Origin of the sequence: Streptomyces sp. CB02056 (assembly GCF_001905545.1) — a bacterium.
Lineage (GTDB): Bacteria > Actinomycetota > Actinomycetes > Streptomycetales > Streptomycetaceae > Kitasatospora.
In genome coordinates, this window is the sequence record NZ_LIPD01000014.1 from 56,442 (window position 1) to 71,777 (window position 15,336).

A 15,336-nucleotide genomic window follows, 5' to 3' on the forward strand; every position below is an offset into this window, starting at 1 on the left:
TAGGATGAATCCTTCCGTACACGTTCAGGACCACCCCGCTAGCGCTCGGACACCCACATGCCGCTTCCCAAGGCCGAACTCCACCTGCACATCGAAGGCACCCTGGAGCCCGAACTCGCCTTCGAGCTCGCCGCCCGCAACGGTGTCGAGCTGCCGTACGCCGACACCGAGGCGCTGCGCGAGGCGTACTCCTTCAGCGACCTCCAGTCCTTCCTGGACCTCTACTACGCGCTGATGGCCGTGCTGCGCACCGAGGACGACTTCGCCGACCTCGCCGACGCCTACCTGGCCCGGGCCGCCGAGCAGGGCGTCCGCCACGCGGAGATCTTCTTCGACCCGCAGGCGCACACCGCGCGCGGGGTGCCGCTGGGCGTGGTGGTGGACGGGCTGACCCGGGCGCTGGAGCGCGCCGAGGAGCGGTACGGCATCAGCACGCAGCTGATCATGTGCTTCCTGCGGGACGAGTCCGCCGAGTCCGCGCTGGAGACCTTCGAGGCCGCCCGCCCGTACTTCGGCCGGATCGCCGGCATCGGCCTGGACTCCGCCGAGGTCGGCCACCCGCCGGTCAAGTTCCGCGAGGTGTACCGCCGGGCCGCCGAGGCCGGGCTGCGCCGGGTCGCCCACGCGGGCGAGGAGGGCCCGGCCGCGTACATCACCGAGGCGCTGGACGTCCTCGGCGTGGAGCGGATCGACCACGGGCTGCGCTGCCTGGAGGACGGCGAGCTGGTCGCCCGCCTGGTGCGCGAGCAGGTCCCGCTGACCCTCTGCCCGCTCTCCAACGTCCGGCTGCGCTGCATCGACACCCTCGCCGACCACCCGCTGCGCGAGATGCTGGACGCCGGCCTGCTGGTCACCGTCAACTCCGACGACCCGGCGTACTTCGGCGGCTACGTGGAGGACAACTTCCGCGCCGTGCGCGAGGCCCTCGCCCTCGACCAGGAGACCCTGCGCCGGCTGGCCGCCAACTCCTTCCGCGCCTCCTTCATCGGCGAGGAGCGCCGCGCCGAACTCCTCGCCGAGGTCGCGGCGTACGCCTTCTGACCTGCCGGACCGCCGCCCCCGCGCGGGCGGGGGCGGCGGACGGGGTCAGAGCAGGGTGCTCCAGTAGTACCAGAACCGGTTGAGGACCAGCAGCGCGATCACCGCGTACCACAGCGCCGGGACGACCCAGTGGTAGCGGGCCGCCTCCCGGACGGCCACCCGCAGCCGCGGGCCCACCGGGATCACGCCCGAGCGCAGGTTGTGCAGCGTGGTGTACCAGAACAGCGGGATCACCGCGGCCCACACCACCATGCAGTACGGGCAGAGCGCGCCGATCCGGTACAGCGCCTGGTACATCAGCCAGGTCACGAAGCCGATGCCGAACACCGTCCCGGCCTGCAGGCCGAGCCAGAACCAGCGCCGGAACGCCGCCCCGGACAGCAGCCCGGCACCCACCGCGATCACCACCCCGAAGGCGACCAGCCCGATCAGCGAGTTGGGGAAGCCGAAGGCCTCCGCCTGGTCGCTGCGCATGATCGAACCGCAGCTGATGATCGGGTTGATGTTGCAGCTGGGGACGTAGGACGGGTCCTCCAGCAGCCGGATCTTGTCCAGGGTGAGGACCGTCGAGGCGAACAGGCCGACGGCGCCGCCGATCAGCAGCAGCCAGGCGAACGGGCGGCTCGCGCCGTACCCGGGCCGCCCGGCGGGGGCGCCGGCCGTCACCCGGTCACCTGCTTGACCATCGCGGTGAACTGCTCGGGGGAGACGGCCTTGCCGTTGTTCAGGACGTCCAGCTTCTTGCCGTCCAGCTTGACGGTCGGGGTGCCGGTGACGTCGCTCTTGTTGAACTCCTCGTTGACCTTGGCCGCCCACGGCGCGTACGTGCCGTCCTGGACGGCCTTGACGAAGGCGTCGGTCTTCAGCCCGGGCACCTGGCCGGCCAGGTCCAGGATGTGGTTGACGTCGCCGAAGGCGTCGCTGCGCTCGTCCGGCTGGTTGGCGTACAGCACGTCGTGGAACGCCTTGAACTTGTCCACGCCCTCGTTCAGCGCGGCGCCGGCCGCGGCCAGCGCGGTGCGCGAACCCTTGCCGCCCAGGTTGTTGTCCAGGAACGTCGCCAGATGGTAGTCGACCTTGTACGTGCCGTCGTCGGCGAGCTGCTGGATCGCCTTGCCGGTGGTGGTCTCCAGCTGCTCGCAGAACGGGCAGCGGAAGTCCTCGTAGACGTCCAGGGTGTGCGGGGCGTCGGCCTTGCCGTAGGTGATCACGGTGCCGTTGGTACCGCTCGCGTTGGCCGGCACGACCAGCGGGCCGTTCGCGGCGTTCGAACCGGAGCCGGAGGAGCCGCCGACGGCGAAGGCCACACCCGCCACCAGGGCGAGCACGGCGGCGGAAGCGCCGCCGACCACCACCCGGCGGCGGATCCGGTCGGAGCGCTCGGCCTGGGCGCGGGCGACGCGCATGCGGTCGGTGGCGGAGGCCTTCTTGTCGGTCTTGCGGGTGTTGCTCATGGGGTGTCGTCCTGTGCTCTCGGGCGTACGGGGCGGCGCGGCCGGTCGGGGCCAGCGCGGGAGGAGAGAACAGCCGACTGAGCGGGCAGGAAAGCCCGTGGCTCAGACGGCCAGGGCGAACACCGGCGGACCGCGCCGGACGGCCGGACGGACGACGACGTCCTCGGCGGGGACCAGCACGCGGCTGGCCCGGGGGAACGGCACCCGGGACGGCGGACGGGACGGCAGCGGCGCGACCAGCAGCCGCAGCCAGCGGGCGGCGGCCGGCAGGTGGCGGTGCAGGAACTCGCCCAGCATCCGGACGGCCCCGGCCAGGCAGCAGAGCGCGGCGTCCGCGCGGCTCAGCCAGAAGGCGCCGGCCAGCGCGATCACCGTGTGCAGCAGGAGGAGCAGCAGCAGGCCGGTCTGGGCGGAGACGCCGTGGCCGAGCAGGAAGCCGCCGAGCGAGCCGCCGCCGCAGAGCAGCGGCTGGAGGCCGTGTCCGCTGCCTGGCGGCAGCGAGGGACAGGTGCTCTGGGCGAGGTCGAAGAGGGCGCCGGCGGCCAGCTCCAGCGGCAGGAACACCGCCGCGACCGCCGGGAAGCCGCGTTCGCGGCCGGCCAGGGCGAAGGCCGCGGCGAAGACGGCGGCCGAGGCGAGCAGCATCGGGCCGACGGGGAGGGTGCGGCCGGTGACCAGGACCTGGCCGAGCCCGGCGAGCAGCACGACCAGCGCGGCGAAGACCGCTGCGCGGAGCGTTCTGGTGACCGGGCTGGTGTTCATGGCATCCGAGTGTGCCACAGGTTGAATGTGGAACGGTCTGCTGGGAGGGGGGCTGTGAAGAGGGTCACCACCTGGGCTGAGCTGGGCTTATGCGGGGCTTACGGGGGTTGGGGTGGGGGTGTGGGCTCTCGGGAGGGTGGGGGGCCGGGGGCGGCTCCGGGGGTGGCCGCTCCGGGGGCTGGATGATTTTCAGACTGCCAACCCTGGAGGTGGGGCGTTCAGATCGTTGGCAGTCTGAAAATCACCCGTCACGCCCCTCTCCGCGGCCACCCCCTGCGCCACCCCCTCCCGCAGCGCGTCCCTCTCGCCTGGTCGGGTGGGGAGGGGCGGGCGGGTGGGGGTTGCCGTGGGTGGGTGGGTGCTGGGGGAGGTTTTGTTGCGGGCGCGCGGGCTTTTGCCCTGCGCGCCCGCTGGGGGAGCGCGCGGGGGGTGGGGGGTCGGGGGAGACTGGGGGCATGCCGGAGCTGCCTGAGGTCGAGGCGTTGAGTGCTTTCCTGTCCGAGCGGTTGACCGGGCGGGTGATCGCTCGGGTGCAGCCGGTGGCGATCAGTGCGTTGAAGACGTACGACCCGCCGGTGACGGCGTTGGAGGGGCGGACGGTCGGGGCGGTGACCAGGCGGGGCAAGTTCCTGGATGTCGAGGCGGAGGGGCTGCACCTGGTGGTCCACCTGGCCCGGGCGGGCTGGTTGCGGTGGAAGGACGGTCTGCCCGCTGAGCCGCCGCGGCCGTCTCCGCGCAATCCGCTGGCGCTGCGGGTGCGGTTGGCGGGGGAGGCGGGGGACGGGTTCGATCTCACCGAGGCCGGGTCGAAGAAGGGGCTGGCGGTGTACGTGGTGCGGGAGCCGGCCGAGGTGCCGGGGGTGGCCAGGCTCGGGCCGGATCCGCTGGACCCGGGCTTCGGGCTGGCGGACTTCGCGGCGCTGTTGCGGGGCGAGCGGCGTCGGCTCAAGGGGGTGCTGCGGGACCAGGGGGTGTTGGCGGGGGTGGGCAACGCCTACTCGGACGAGGTGCTGCACGCGGCCCGGATGTCGCCGTACAAGCTGGCCGCGAGTCTGACCGAGGACGAGGTGGCCCGGCTGTACGAGGCGCTCGGGGGCACGCTGCGGGAGGCGGTGGAGCGCTCGCGGGGGCTGGCGGCGGGGGAGCTGAAGGCGGAGAAGAAGCTCGGGCTGCGGGTGCACGGACGGACCGGTGAGCCCTGCCCGGTGTGCGGGGACACCATTCGGGAGGTGTCCTTCGCGGACTCCTCGTTCCAGTACTGCCCTACCTGCCAGACCGGGGGCAAGCCGTTGGCGGACCGGCGGTTGTCGCGGCTGTTGAAGTGAGGGGGAGGAGAAGTGAGGGGGAGGGGGAGGGGAAGTGGGGAGGGGAGGGGAGGGGAGGGGAGGGGAAGTGAGGGGTGGGACGGGTTCTGGCCGTCCCACCCGGTCGTCGGTGTTTGGTCAGCGCTTGATGGCGACGCCGCCCCAGTAGTAGGCGGCCTTCGGGTCGGCCGGGGGCTCGCCGTCGGGGCGCCAGGCCAGCACAGGGGCGACGCCCGGTTCGACCAGGTCCCAGCCGTCGAAGAAGCGGACGACGTCGTCGTAGCCGCGCGGCACCAGGGTCATCCCGCCGGCCCGGGCGGCCTCGGCGACCTTGCCGACGGCCTCGGGGTCGAAGTCCGGGGTGGGGGTGGTCAGGGCGATGCAGCTGCCGGCGGGCAGGGCGTCGCGCAGTGCGGCGACCCGGCCCCAGGGGTCGTCCTCGTCGGCGATCAGCATCAGTACGGCGATCATCAGCAGGCCGACGGGCTGGGTGAGGTCGAGGGTGGCGGTGAGCGCCGGGTCGGCGAACAGCTCCTCGGGCTTGCGCAGGTCGGCGTGGATGTAGGTGGTGCGGCTGGCCGGGCTGGAGACCATCAGGGCGCGGGCGTGGGCGAGCACGATCGGGTCGTTGTCGACGTAGACCACCCGGGTGCCGGGGCTGACCGCCTCGGCGATCTCGTGGGTGTTCGGCGAGGTCGGGATGCCGGTGCCGAGGTCGAGGAACTGGCGGATGCCGTGCTCCTGGGCGAGGTGGCGCACGGCCCGGCCCTGGAACGCCCGGTTGGCCTTGGCCATCGCCTTGACGCTCGGTACGGCCTGCTCGATGGCCTGCCCCATGGCGCGGTCCGGCGGGAAGTTGGTCTTCCCGCCCAGCCAGTAGTCGTACACGCGCGCAGAGTGCGGGGCGGTGGTGTCGACACCGAAGCGTTCCCACTGGCTGAGCTCGGTGGCGTCGTCGTCCTGCGGGCCCTGGCGGGGGGAGTCCTGACTTGTCGTCATGGCCACGTCCTCTGATGGCAGATCATCACACTGGGGAAGGCACAGCGTAGCGGTCCGGACGGGAGGTGGAGCGTCCGGTCGGGGAAGATCCGTGGAAGATCTTCGGATGTGGAGTGGACGGCCGGTGGCCTTGAGCCGTCGGAGTGGTGATGGGGGCCGTCGGAGTTGCCGTCGGGGAGTGGCGGGGACGGCCGGGGGAAGCATCCAGAATGCTGTCAGATCGTCAGATTACTTCGCGCAGATTGCTGCTGGTTGCGGCCGGAATGTCCCTGCTGGGGACGGCCGCCGGATGTCGGAGCCCTTGGGGTGGCGGGGAGGGCGGTGCGGCAGCGGGGGCGGCCGATGCCGCCGCTCCGGCCGACCCGGCGGGGCCGGCGGGGGCGTCGGCCGCGCCGTCGGTGGCGGCCCCGGGGGGCACGCCGTCCGCGGTGCCCTCGCCGGCGCCGCCGTCCGGCGCCGCGCCGAGCGCGGTGCCCGTGCGCCGGGCGCTCTCCGAGGCGGAGAGCAAGCCGGTGTACGACCTGGACCCGGAGCGGAAGGTGGTGGCGCTCACCATCGACGACGGGCCGGACCCCCGGTACACGCCGACCGTGCTGTCGATGTTCGAGCAGTACGGGATCAGGGCCACGTTCTTCCTGATCGGGGAGAACGCGGTCGAGCACCCCGCCCTGGTGCGGGAGATCGCGGACCGCGGCCACCACATCGCCAACCACACCTGGACCCACCCCGACCTGCGGCACATGTCGGAGGGCAAGGTGCGGGACGAGCTGGAGCGCACCTCCGACCTGCTGCAGCGGACCACCGGCCGGCAGCCCACCTGGTTCCGCGCGCCGGGTGGGGACTTCTCGGCGGTCTCGCTCAAGGTGGCCGCCGACCTGGGGATGCGGAACATGGCCTGGTCGGTGGACCCGCGGGACTGGGCCCGGCCGGGGACCTCGGCGATCATCGACCGGGTCCTCAAGAACGTCCGGCCCGGGTCGATCGTGCTCAACCACGACGGGGGCGGGGACCGGTCGCAGACGGTGGCGGCGTTGAAGGCGTACCTGCCGGTGCTCGTCGACTCGGGGTATCTCTTCACGGCTCCGCCGAACTGAGTTTCGCATGACGGGGCAGGTCGCGGTTTTAACCCTTAAACCACTCGAATGGGTGGATTAGAAGAACCGTTTCTGCGGTTTTTGGGCCTCTAGGGTGATCTCGCACCAATTAACCGGGTACTGCCGAGTACCACCTGAAAGGCCCTCACTCATGCGTCTCCGCAACGCCATGCTCGCCGCCGCCAGCGCCGTCGCCCTCGTCCTCGCCGTCCCGTTCTCCGCGAATGCCGCGACGGGCGACTTCCTCTACAAGGTCGGCCCCGGGGTCCCCACGGGCCTGGCCGACCCGAAGAGCCGCGAGTGCATCGACCTGCCGTGGACCACCGAGCAGGACCCGGGCTTCGCGCCGGAGAACCTCACCCAGTCCACGGCCACGGTCTTCCTGGACTTCGGCTGCTCGGGCGACGTCTTCTACGTCATGAACCCGGGCAAGAAGCTCGGTGACCGGCTGAAGCTGCGCTCCGTGGTCTTCTCCTGAGCGCCGGGGAGCGCGGGGTGGCCGGGGCCGGGCGGGCGGCGTAGGTTCGAACTGTCCGGCCCGGTCGCCGGCCCCTCGCCGTGCCCGTACGCCTGTCGTCGTCGCGCGGCCCGCCGTGCCCGTGGTCGGGCGCCGCAGCCTGGGCAGAGCGAAGGAGGGCCTGGGATGACCGGCAACGGCTACGCGCACCCCGAGGCGTTGGTCCGCACCGAATGGCTGGCCCACCACCTGGACGACGGGACGATCCGGGTCGTCGAGGTGGACGAGGACACCGAGGCCTACGACCGGGACCACATCCCCGGCGCGGTCGGCTGGAACTGGACCACCGACCTGCACAGCCAGGTCGGCCGGGACTACATCGACCGCGACGGCGTCCAGCACCTGCTGCGGGCGGCCGGGGTCGAGGACGACACCACCGTGGTGCTCTACGGGGGCAACAACAACTGGTTCGCCGCCTACGCCTACTGGCTGTTGCGGCTGCGCGGCTTCGGGCCGGTGCGGCTGCTGGACGGCGGGCGCAAGAAGTGGGAGCTGGAGGAGCGGGAGCTCACCCGTGCGGTGATGGACTACCAGCACAGCGGGTTCCGGTTGAGCGGGCCCGAGCGGCCGGAGCTGCGGGCGCTGCGGGACGAGGTGCTGGCCAGGGCCGAGGTGTTCGCCAAGCCCGGGGCGGACGCGGTGCTGGTGGACGTCCGCTCGCCGGCCGAGTTCCGGGGCGAGCTGATCGCGCCCCCGCACCTGCCGCAGGAGCAGGCGCAGGTGCCCGGGCACATCCCCGGCGCGGTCAACATCCCGTGGTCCCAGGCGGCCAACGACGACGGGTCGTTCCGTTCGGCGGAGGAGCTGCGGGCGCTGTACGGGGGGAAGGGCGTGGAGCCGGAGCGCGAGGTGATCGCGTACTGCCGGATCGGCGAGCGGTCCGCGCACACCTGGTTCGCGCTCACCGAGCTGCTCGGGTACCCGCACGTGAAGAACTACGACGGCTCGTGGACGGAGTACGGCTCGTTGGTGCGGGCGCCGGTGGTGCTCGGGGCGTGAGGGGCAGGAAGGGCAGGAGGGGTGCGAGGGGCTTCAGGGGCCTCAGGGGTGGGTGAGGTGGCGTGACGGCTTCGCGGCCGGGCTGCGAAGCCGTCGTGTCGGCGGGTTTCTTTTCATGAACATCTCACCGGAGGGGAGTGGACGAGGGCCTGCCGGGACAAGGATCGATCCGACCCAATCGTTCCGGTGATCCCTGGAGGACCACGTGCGCAAGAGGCTGATCGTCTCTGCTGCCAGTGCCCTGAGCCTGTTCCTGGCCGTTCCCGCCTCGGCTTCCGGCTTCCAGCCGGGCGCGGCCGGGGTCGGCGACCCGTACTACCCGACCTACGGCAACGGCGGGTACCGGGTCTCGCACTACGACATCCGGTTGAAGTACCAGCCCGCCACGGACGAGCTGGAGGGCACCACCACCATCCTCGCCACGGCCACCCAGGACCTCTCCCGGTTCAACCTCGACTTCGCGTTGGACGTCTCGGAGGTGCGGGTCAACGGCCGGGTCGCGAAGTTCGCCACCAGCGGTGAGCAGGAGCTGGAGATCACCCCCGCGCGGCCGCTCGCCAAGGGCTCCCAGGCCACCGTGGTGGTGCGCTACAAGGGTGTGCCCTCCACCGTGAAGAAGTACGGCTTCACCAGCTGGCACCGGACCCCGGACGGCGCCGTGGCGGCGAACGAGCCCGAGGCCGCCTGGTGGTGGTTCCCGAGCAACGACCACCCGAGCAACAAGGCCACCTACGACGTCTCGGTGCTGGTGCCGGACGGCAACCAGGTGATCAGCAACGGCGTGCTGACGGGCACCACCTCGCAGGCCGGCTGGACCCGGTACAGCTGGCGGGAGAACAAGCCGCAGGCGACGTACCTGGCCACGCTCGCGGTCGGCAAGTTCGACATCACCCGGGACACCACGCCGAGCGGGCTGCCGGTCTACAACGCGTACAGCAAGGACCTCGGCGAGAACGCGGACGCGGCGCGGGCGAGCGTCGAGCGCACCGGTGAGCTGGTGGACTGGCTGAGCGGCTACTTCGGCGAGTACCCGTTCAGCTCGGTCGGCGGCTACGTCCCCAATGTGCCGACCGGCTACGCCCTGGAGACCCAGACCCGGATCTTCTACAGCCCCCGGCAGTTCGCCCGGGGCACCAACACCTCGGTGGTCGTCCACGAGCTGGCCCACCAGTGGTACGGGGACAGCGTCTCGCTCTCCAAGTGGAGCGACATCTGGCTGAACGAGGGCTTCGCCCGGTACTCGCAGTTCCTCTGGTCGGAGCACGAGAACGAGGGCACCGCGCAGGAGCTCGCCGACTACGTCTACGCCTCGCACCCGGCCGACGACCCGTTCTGGAAGGTCAAGCCGGGCGACCCGGGCCCGGACGACCAGTTCTCCGGCGCGGTGTACGACCGGGGTGCGGTGGCCGTCCAGGCGCTGCGCAACGCCGTCGGGGACGAGAAGTTCTTCAAGATCCTGAAGGGCTGGCCCACCGAGCGCCGCTACGGCAACGCCACCATCCCGGAGTTCCAGGCCTATGCGGAGAAGGTCTCCGGGAAGAAGCTCGGGGACGTGCTGAACACCTGGCTGTTCACCCCCGGCAAGCCGGCGGTCGGGCCGGTGCCGCCGGGTGCCGCGGCCGCCGCCTCGCTGGCGCCGGGCGCGGGCCGGGCGGAGGGTCGGCTGCCGGCGGAGCCGAAGTCCTGGAAGCAGATCCAGGAGACCAACTCGGTGCACCAGTCCCATAGCTGACGACATGTCGGAATGGTCGGCGTGACGGCTTCGGGGCGCGGGCGCGAAGCCGTCATGTCGGCGCATTTCTTTTTATGAACATCTCACCGGAAGGGAGTGCGGGAGGGGTTGACGGGACAAGGATCGGTTCAACCCCATCGTTCCGGTGATCCCTGGAGGACCATGTGCGCAAGAGGCTGATCGTCTCTGCTGCCAGTGCCCTGAGCCTGTTCCTGGCCGTCCCGGCCTCGGCTTCCGGCTTCCAACCCGGCGCGGACGGCGTCGGGGACCCGTACTACCCGACCCTCGGCAACGGCGGGTACCGGGTCTCGCACTACGACATCCGGTTGAAGTACCAGCCCGCCACCGACGAGCTGGAGGGCACCACGACCATCCTCGCGACGGCCACCCAGGACCTCTCCCGGTTCAACCTCGACTTCGCGCTGAAGGTCTCGGAGGTGCGGGTCAACGGCCGGGTCGCGAAGTTCGCCACCAGCGGTGACCAGGAGCTGGAGATCACCCCCGCGCGGCCGCTCGCCAAGGGCGACCAGGCCACCGTGGTGGTGCGCTACAAGGACGTGCCGTCCACCGTGGAGAGGTACGGCGGCTACACCGCCTGGCGCCGCACCCCGGACGGTGCGGTGGTGGCCGGGGAGCCCGTGTCGGCCGCGTGGTGGTACCCGAGCAACGACCACCCGAGCAACAAGGCGACCTTCGACGTCTCGGTGCTGGTGCCGGACGGCAACCAGGTGATCAGCAACGGCGTGCTGACCGGGACCAGTTCGCTGGCGGGCTGGACCCGGTACAGCTGGCGGGAGAACAAGCCGCAGGCGACCTACCTGGCGACCCTGGCGATCGGCAAGTTCGACATCACCCAGGACACCACCGCGAGCGGGCTGCCGGTCTACAACGCGTACAGCAAGGACCTGGGCGACAACGGCGCCGCGGCGCGGGCGAGCATCGAGCGGACCGGGGAGCTGGTGGACTGGCTGAGCGGCTACTTCGGCGAGTACCCGTTCAGCTCCGTCGGCGGCTACGTCGCCAACACCTCCTCCAGTGGCGCCCTGGAGACCCAGACCAGGGTCTCCTACGGCCCCGGGCTGTTCGCCCGGGGCACCAACACCTCGGTGGTCGTGCACGAGCTGGCCCACCAGTGGTACGGCGACAGCGTCTCGCTCTCCAAGTGGAGCGACATCTGGCTGAACGAGGGCTTCGCCGAGTACTCGCAGTTCCTCTGGTCCGAGCACGAGAACGAGGGCACCGCGCAGGCAGTGGCCGACTACATCTACGCCTCGCACCCGGCCGACGACCCGTTCTGGACCGTCAAGCCGGGCGACCCGGGTGAGGAGAACCAGTTCTCCGGCGCGGTGTACTACCGCGGCGCGGTGGCCATCCAGGTGCTGCGCAACGCCGTCGGGGACGAGAAGTTCTTCCAGATCCTCAAGGGCTGGCCCACCGAGCGGCGCTACGGGAACGCCACCATCCCGGAGTTCCAGGCGTACGCCGAGAAGGTCTCCGGCCAGAAGCTCGGGGACCTGCTGAACACCTGGCTGTTCACCCCGAGCAAGCCGGCCGTCGGACCGGTGCCGCCGGGTGCCGCGGCCGCGGCCTCGCTGGCGCCGGGCGCGGACGCCGGCCGGGACGCGGCGCCGGTCGAGCCGAAGTCCTGGAAGAAGATCCAGGAGGCCGGTTCGGTGCACGAGGGCCGGCACTGACGGCAGGGCGGCACGAGGGGGTTCGGGTCGGCGGTTCCGCGCGCGCTGCGGGGACCGTCGGCCCGGCCTATGCCTCCCCGGGGCCGTCCGCCGCCAGCAGTTCGGTGAGGCGGCGGACGGCGAAGGGTATGAGCTCGCGGACCGGGACCAGGCGGCAGGGGGCGGCGCCGACGAGGACCTCGCGGATGCCCGCCAGCTCCTCGAACTCCCGCCCCACGACCGGGAAGTGGGTGTCGTTGTCGTCCCCCACGTCCGGTGCCTCGATCCAGACCCGCTCGCCCTGGATCGCCATCGGGAAGCGGCGGAGCTTGAGCCGGCGGTTGGGGGCGAAGGTCTCGGCGTAGTGCAGGAAGGTGTTGCGGTTGTGGCCGACGCCGACCAGCAGCACGTGCCCGCCGAGGTCGTGCAGCGCGCCGAACGGCGACTCCCGGCCGACGGCGAAGCCGAGCGAGCGCCGGGCGGTGACCTCCCGGGCGTGCGCGCCGACGGCGGCGACCGAGACCTGCGGGTGGGTGCTGCGCAGGCTCTCCGGCAGGGCGCGCAGCGCCTCCGCGACCGCGCCCGTGTCGCAGGGCAGCCCGGCGTTGAACAGCGGGACGGCGGCCCGGAGTTCGGCCAGCTCGGGGCCGGGCGGGCCGCTGTGCCCGGGGGCCGGGTCGTGGACCGTGCCGGAGGTGAAGGCGGGCACGGCGACGGTGCCGCCGGGCCCGACCGCCTCGCGCAGGCCGGCCACCACGGCCGCCGCGCCGCCCTCGACCCGGCCGAGGCTGGAGAGCGAGGAGTGCACGATCAGCGCCATGCCCTCACGGACGCCCACCCGGTGCCAGCCCTCCACGAGGTCGGCGGTGGTGAGCGGGCGGGTGCCCGGTGTGGTCATGGTGCCCCCTGGTGACGGCGGTGCGGTTGGTACTGGATGGTTCGGGGCCGACCATAGCGGGTGGCACTGACAGTGGGTCAGGACGGGGGTGCCCTGGGTCAGGTCGTGGTCGGCCGGACGGCGGGGTGGCCGGCCGGGAGGCGGGGGTAGTCGGTGTAGCCGGTGGCCTCCTGGCCGTAGAGGTGGGTGGGGTCGACGGGGGTGAGCGGGGCGTTCGCGGCGAACCGTTCCGGCAGGTCGGGGTTGGCGATGAAGGCGCGGCCGTAGGAGACCAGGTCGGCCAGGCCGGCGGCCAGCACGGCCTCGCCGCGCTCGCGGTCGGTGGCGGCGCGGTTCTCGCCGACGTTGCCGATCAGCGGGCCGGACCAGCGCGGGCGCAGGTCGGCCAGGGCCGGGTAGTCGTCGTTGTCGGTGAGGTGGAGGTAGGCCAGGCCGAGGCCGTCGAGTTCGGCGAGCAGGGCGCGGTAGACGGGGGCGGGGTCGGCCTCGTCCATGCCGAACTGCGGGTTGCCGGGGGACAGCCGCAGGCCGAGGCGGTCGGGGCCGATGGCCTCGGCGACGGCGGTGACCAGTTCGATCGGGAAGCGCAGCCGGTCGGCGAGGGTGCGGGGGCCGTACTCGTCGGTGCGCAGGTTGGTGTTGTCGGCCAGGAACTGGTGGATCAGGTAGGAGTTGGCGCCGTGCAGTTCGACGGCGTCGAAGCCGGCGGCGAGGGCCAGGCGGGCGGAGTCGACGTGGTCGGCGACGGTGCGGCGGATCTCCTCGCGGGTCATGGCGCGCGGGGTGACGGCCTCGGCCTTGCCACCGTCCTTGACGTGCACCGGGCCCGGGGCCGGGACGGCGGAGGGGCCGGCCGGGACGTCGCCGAGCAGCCGGTTGAGCGGGTGGCCCTGGCGGCCGCCGTGCATCAGCTGGGCGGCGATCCGCCCGCCGGCGGCGTGCACGGCCCCGGTCACGGCGCGCCAGCCGGCGGCGTGCGCGGGCGTCTCGAGGCCGGGCAGGCGCCAGCCGGACTGGCCCTGCCGGCTGGGCCAGATGCCCTCGGTGACGATCAGGCCGGCGCTCGCGCGCTGGGCGTAGTACTCGGCGACGACGGGCAGCGGCGTGCCGTCCTCGGCGGCCCGGTAGCGCGTCATCGGGGCCATGACGACGCGGTTCGGCAGGTCGAGCGCGCCGAGGCGGTACGGGGTGAGCAGGGATGCGGTGGCGGTCGTGGTCATGCCGGTACGGTAGAACTTGACATCAGTGTCAGGTTCAAGCGCCGACGGCCGCTCCGTCCGCCGGCGCGGCAGCCTCGGTGAGGATCAACTCCTCGATCCCGTACAGGAACCGCTCCATCGCGGGGCGCGGCAGCAGGGCCGGGTCCGCCGTCATGGCCAGGCTCAGCGCCTCGGCGGACTGCAGGGCGTCCAGGGCGTAGGTCAGGCCGGGGCGCGGCTCGAATTCCACCGGCCAGCTGAGGGTGGTGTGCTCCTCGCCGGGGGCGGCCGGGGCCGGGAGCAGCTCCCGGGTGTCGTTGAACACGCAGGAGCGGTCGGCCAGTTGGACCCCCTCGGCGGTCAGTCGGTCGATCTCGGCGGCCAGGGCCAGCCTGTCGTAGTACGCGTGGCGGTAGGTGCCGATCGCCGCGGCATGGGTGCGGCGCACGACCTCGCCGAACTCGGCGGTGGCGTCCGGGAGATGGAAGAGGCCGTCGCCCGCGATCACACCGACCGCGTTGGCCAGCTCCGGCAGGAAGCGGTTGTTGACCACGACGTTCAGCACGGCCTCGGTGGAGCCGGCGAGCCGGGCGGTCATCGCGGCCGTCGCGGCGAGCAGCACCGAGCCCGTGCTGACCCGGTGCCGGGCCGCGACCCGCTCGACGGCCCGGGGCAGGGCGGGGGAGCGGAGCACCGCGTTCGGGAACCGGGCGGGCTCTGCGGTGGTCGGCGGGAGGGGGTGGGACGGGAAGAGTCGGGGCGGGCCGAGCCGGAGCTTGCGCACGAACTGCTTGCGGGCCCCCGCGTCGCGCCGCAGGCCGCGTTCGGAGGTCTGGAACTCGGCTTCCTCCAGCGGCTGTTGGGCGGGTTCGCGCAGCTCGGCCAGCTCCTCGGGGGAGCTGCCGAGGCAGAGCGCGGACAGGTCGGCGACCAGCCGGCTCATCCCGGAGCCGTCCACCGCGGTGTGCGAGAGCACCAGGCTGATGTGCCGGACCAGCCCGCCCGCCGTCACCGCGCCGACCCGCACCGGCCACTGGGCGGCGGTGTCGAAGGGCTGTGCCGCCAGCTCCTCGTGCAGCCGGGTGCCGAGTTCGGCCGGGTCCTCGTGCTCCCCGGCGGGCCACAGGTGGACGTCCAGGGTGCCTTCGCCGTCGACGAGTTGGCGGAGGCCGCCGGCCTCGTCGGGGAGCAGCCGGGTGTGCAGCGAGTCGTGCAGGTGCAGCAGTCGCTCCAGGGCGGCGAGCAGGACGGGCAGGGGCAGCCCCGGGTCCAGCGGCGCGGCGGTGGCGATGTTGTAGCGCGGCGCGTCGGCCGGCGGCAGCCGTCGTACGGCGTCCCAGATGGCCCGTTGGCCCCAGGTGGCCGGTCCGGTCCCGGTCCGTCCGGACGAGAAGGCGAGCTCCAGCAGTTGGCGAGTGGTCACCGATCGGCTCTCCGTAGTGCGGTGGTCGTGGCGTCGTGGCGTCGTGCCGGTGCGTTGGGAGCGCGGGTGCTGCTGGGGAGAGTGTGGCGCACCGCCCGTCGTGCGTCGAGGGTCGTGCGGCCGTCCGCGCCCGGCGGCCGTCGGGGGTTCGGGGCTTCCAAAAGTCTCTTGATGTGAAGTATCTTGATATCGAGATTGATGCCGATCGCGCGACTCGCGCCACGCACACGACGGGGGCCTG

General features: G+C 72.4%; 14 protein-coding genes. 7 read left to right on the plus strand and 7 right to left on the minus strand.

Annotation, left to right across the window (positions count from 1 at the left end; genetic code table 11):
- Positions 1 to 57: 57 nt before the first annotated feature.
- Positions 58 to 1,041, plus strand: coding sequence for an adenosine deaminase (locus AMK13_RS32095; RefSeq protein WP_074005191.1), 984 nt, complete (start codon positions 58 to 60; stop codon positions 1,039 to 1,041).
- Positions 1,042 to 1,086: 45 nt separating this feature from the next.
- Here the strand turns inward: AMK13_RS32095 and AMK13_RS32100 are convergent, their stop codons facing one another.
- The 3 genes from AMK13_RS32100 to AMK13_RS32110 form a co-directional block, all read right to left on the minus strand.
- Positions 1,087 to 1,707, minus strand: coding sequence for a vitamin K epoxide reductase family protein (locus AMK13_RS32100; RefSeq protein WP_074005192.1), 621 nt, complete (start codon positions 1,705 to 1,707; stop codon positions 1,087 to 1,089).
- On the minus strand, positions 1,704 to 2,495 hold the full coding sequence (locus AMK13_RS32105) for a DsbA family protein (protein WP_074005193.1): 792 nt from the start codon (positions 2,493 to 2,495) through the stop codon (positions 1,704 to 1,706). Before AMK13_RS32105 ends, AMK13_RS32100 begins: the two co-directional genes overlap by 4 nt.
- 102 nt (positions 2,496 to 2,597) lie before the next feature.
- Positions 2,598 to 3,257, minus strand: coding sequence for a hypothetical protein (locus tag AMK13_RS32110; RefSeq protein WP_074005194.1), 660 nt, complete (start codon positions 3,255 to 3,257; stop codon positions 2,598 to 2,600).
- 455 nt (positions 3,258 to 3,712) lie between these two features.
- On the opposite strand from AMK13_RS32110, the gene AMK13_RS32115 reads away from it, so the two are divergent.
- On the plus strand, positions 3,713 to 4,582 hold the full coding sequence (locus AMK13_RS32115; protein WP_049660526.1) for an Fpg/Nei family DNA glycosylase: 870 nt from the start codon (positions 3,713 to 3,715) through the stop codon (positions 4,580 to 4,582).
- 117 nt (positions 4,583 to 4,699) lie between these two features.
- On the opposite strand, the gene AMK13_RS32120 is transcribed toward AMK13_RS32115, so the two are convergent.
- Entirely contained in the window at positions 4,700 to 5,560 is an 861-nt protein-coding gene (locus AMK13_RS32120) for an SAM-dependent methyltransferase (RefSeq protein ID WP_074005195.1), read from the minus strand.
- 428 nt (positions 5,561 to 5,988) lie between these two features.
- On the opposite strand from AMK13_RS32120, the gene AMK13_RS32125 reads away from it, so the two are divergent.
- From AMK13_RS32125 to AMK13_RS32145, 5 genes are all read left to right on the plus strand, one after another.
- Complete coding sequence (locus tag AMK13_RS32125) at positions 5,989 to 6,654, plus strand: polysaccharide deacetylase family protein (RefSeq protein WP_158077770.1); 666 nt, start codon at positions 5,989 to 5,991, stop codon at positions 6,652 to 6,654.
- A 151-nt stretch (positions 6,655 to 6,805) separates the two neighbouring features.
- Positions 6,806 to 7,132 (plus strand): hypothetical protein, encoded by a 327-nt coding sequence (locus tag AMK13_RS32130; protein WP_074005197.1) that lies wholly within the window; start codon positions 6,806 to 6,808, stop codon positions 7,130 to 7,132.
- Positions 7,133 to 7,297: 165 nt separating this feature from the next.
- Positions 7,298 to 8,170, plus strand: coding sequence for a sulfurtransferase (locus tag AMK13_RS32135; protein WP_049658298.1), 873 nt, complete (start codon positions 7,298 to 7,300; stop codon positions 8,168 to 8,170).
- A gap of 205 nt (positions 8,171 to 8,375) precedes the next feature.
- Positions 8,376 to 9,902, plus strand: coding sequence for a M1 family metallopeptidase (locus tag AMK13_RS32140; RefSeq protein ID WP_074005198.1), 1,527 nt, complete (start codon positions 8,376 to 8,378; stop codon positions 9,900 to 9,902).
- Between the two features lie 164 nt (positions 9,903 to 10,066).
- Positions 10,067 to 11,596, plus strand: a complete 1,530-nt coding sequence (locus tag AMK13_RS32145) for a M1 family metallopeptidase (protein ID WP_074005199.1) — start codon at positions 10,067 to 10,069, stop codon at positions 11,594 to 11,596.
- A gap of 67 nt (positions 11,597 to 11,663) precedes the next feature.
- On the opposite strand, the gene AMK13_RS32150 is transcribed toward AMK13_RS32145, so the two are convergent.
- The 3 genes from AMK13_RS32150 to AMK13_RS32160 form a co-directional block, all read right to left on the minus strand.
- Complete coding sequence (locus AMK13_RS32150) at positions 11,664 to 12,473, minus strand: aminoglycoside N(3)-acetyltransferase (protein WP_074005200.1); 810 nt, start codon at positions 12,471 to 12,473, stop codon at positions 11,664 to 11,666.
- A 98-nt stretch (positions 12,474 to 12,571) separates the two neighbouring features.
- Positions 12,572 to 13,693, minus strand: coding sequence for an alkene reductase (locus AMK13_RS32155; RefSeq protein WP_074005201.1), 1,122 nt, complete (start codon positions 13,691 to 13,693; stop codon positions 12,572 to 12,574).
- A gap of 34 nt (positions 13,694 to 13,727) precedes the next feature.
- Positions 13,728 to 15,095: a condensation domain-containing protein gene (locus AMK13_RS32160; protein ID WP_074005202.1), complete on the minus strand. Its 1,368-nt coding sequence runs from the start codon at positions 15,093 to 15,095 to the stop codon at positions 13,728 to 13,730.
- Positions 15,096 to 15,336: the final 241 nt, after the last annotated feature.

Excerpts from the sequence above, each read along its gene's own strand:
- AMK13_RS32095 (WP_074005191.1), top strand. The coding sequence starts at position 58 with ATGCCGCTTCCCAAGGCCGAACTCCACCTGCACATCGAAGGCACCCTG.
- AMK13_RS32120 (WP_074005195.1), bottom strand. The coding sequence starts at position 5,560 with ATGACGACAAGTCAGGACTCCCCCCGCCAGGGCCCGCAGGACGACGAC.
- AMK13_RS32150 (WP_074005200.1), bottom strand. The coding sequence starts at position 12,473 with ATGACCACACCGGGCACCCGCCCGCTCACCACCGCCGACCTCGTGGAG.
- AMK13_RS32135 (WP_049658298.1), top strand. The coding sequence starts at position 7,298 with ATGACCGGCAACGGCTACGCGCACCCCGAGGCGTTGGTCCGCACCGAA.
- AMK13_RS32155 (WP_074005201.1), bottom strand. The coding sequence starts at position 13,693 with ATGACCACGACCGCCACCGCATCCCTGCTCACCCCGTACCGCCTCGGC.
- AMK13_RS32110 (WP_074005194.1), bottom strand. The coding sequence starts at position 3,257 with ATGAACACCAGCCCGGTCACCAGAACGCTCCGCGCAGCGGTCTTCGCC.
- AMK13_RS32105 (WP_074005193.1), bottom strand. The coding sequence starts at position 2,495 with ATGAGCAACACCCGCAAGACCGACAAGAAGGCCTCCGCCACCGACCGC.
- AMK13_RS32115 (WP_049660526.1), top strand. The coding sequence starts at position 3,713 with ATGCCGGAGCTGCCTGAGGTCGAGGCGTTGAGTGCTTTCCTGTCCGAG.
- AMK13_RS32130 (WP_074005197.1), top strand. The coding sequence starts at position 6,806 with ATGCGTCTCCGCAACGCCATGCTCGCCGCCGCCAGCGCCGTCGCCCTC.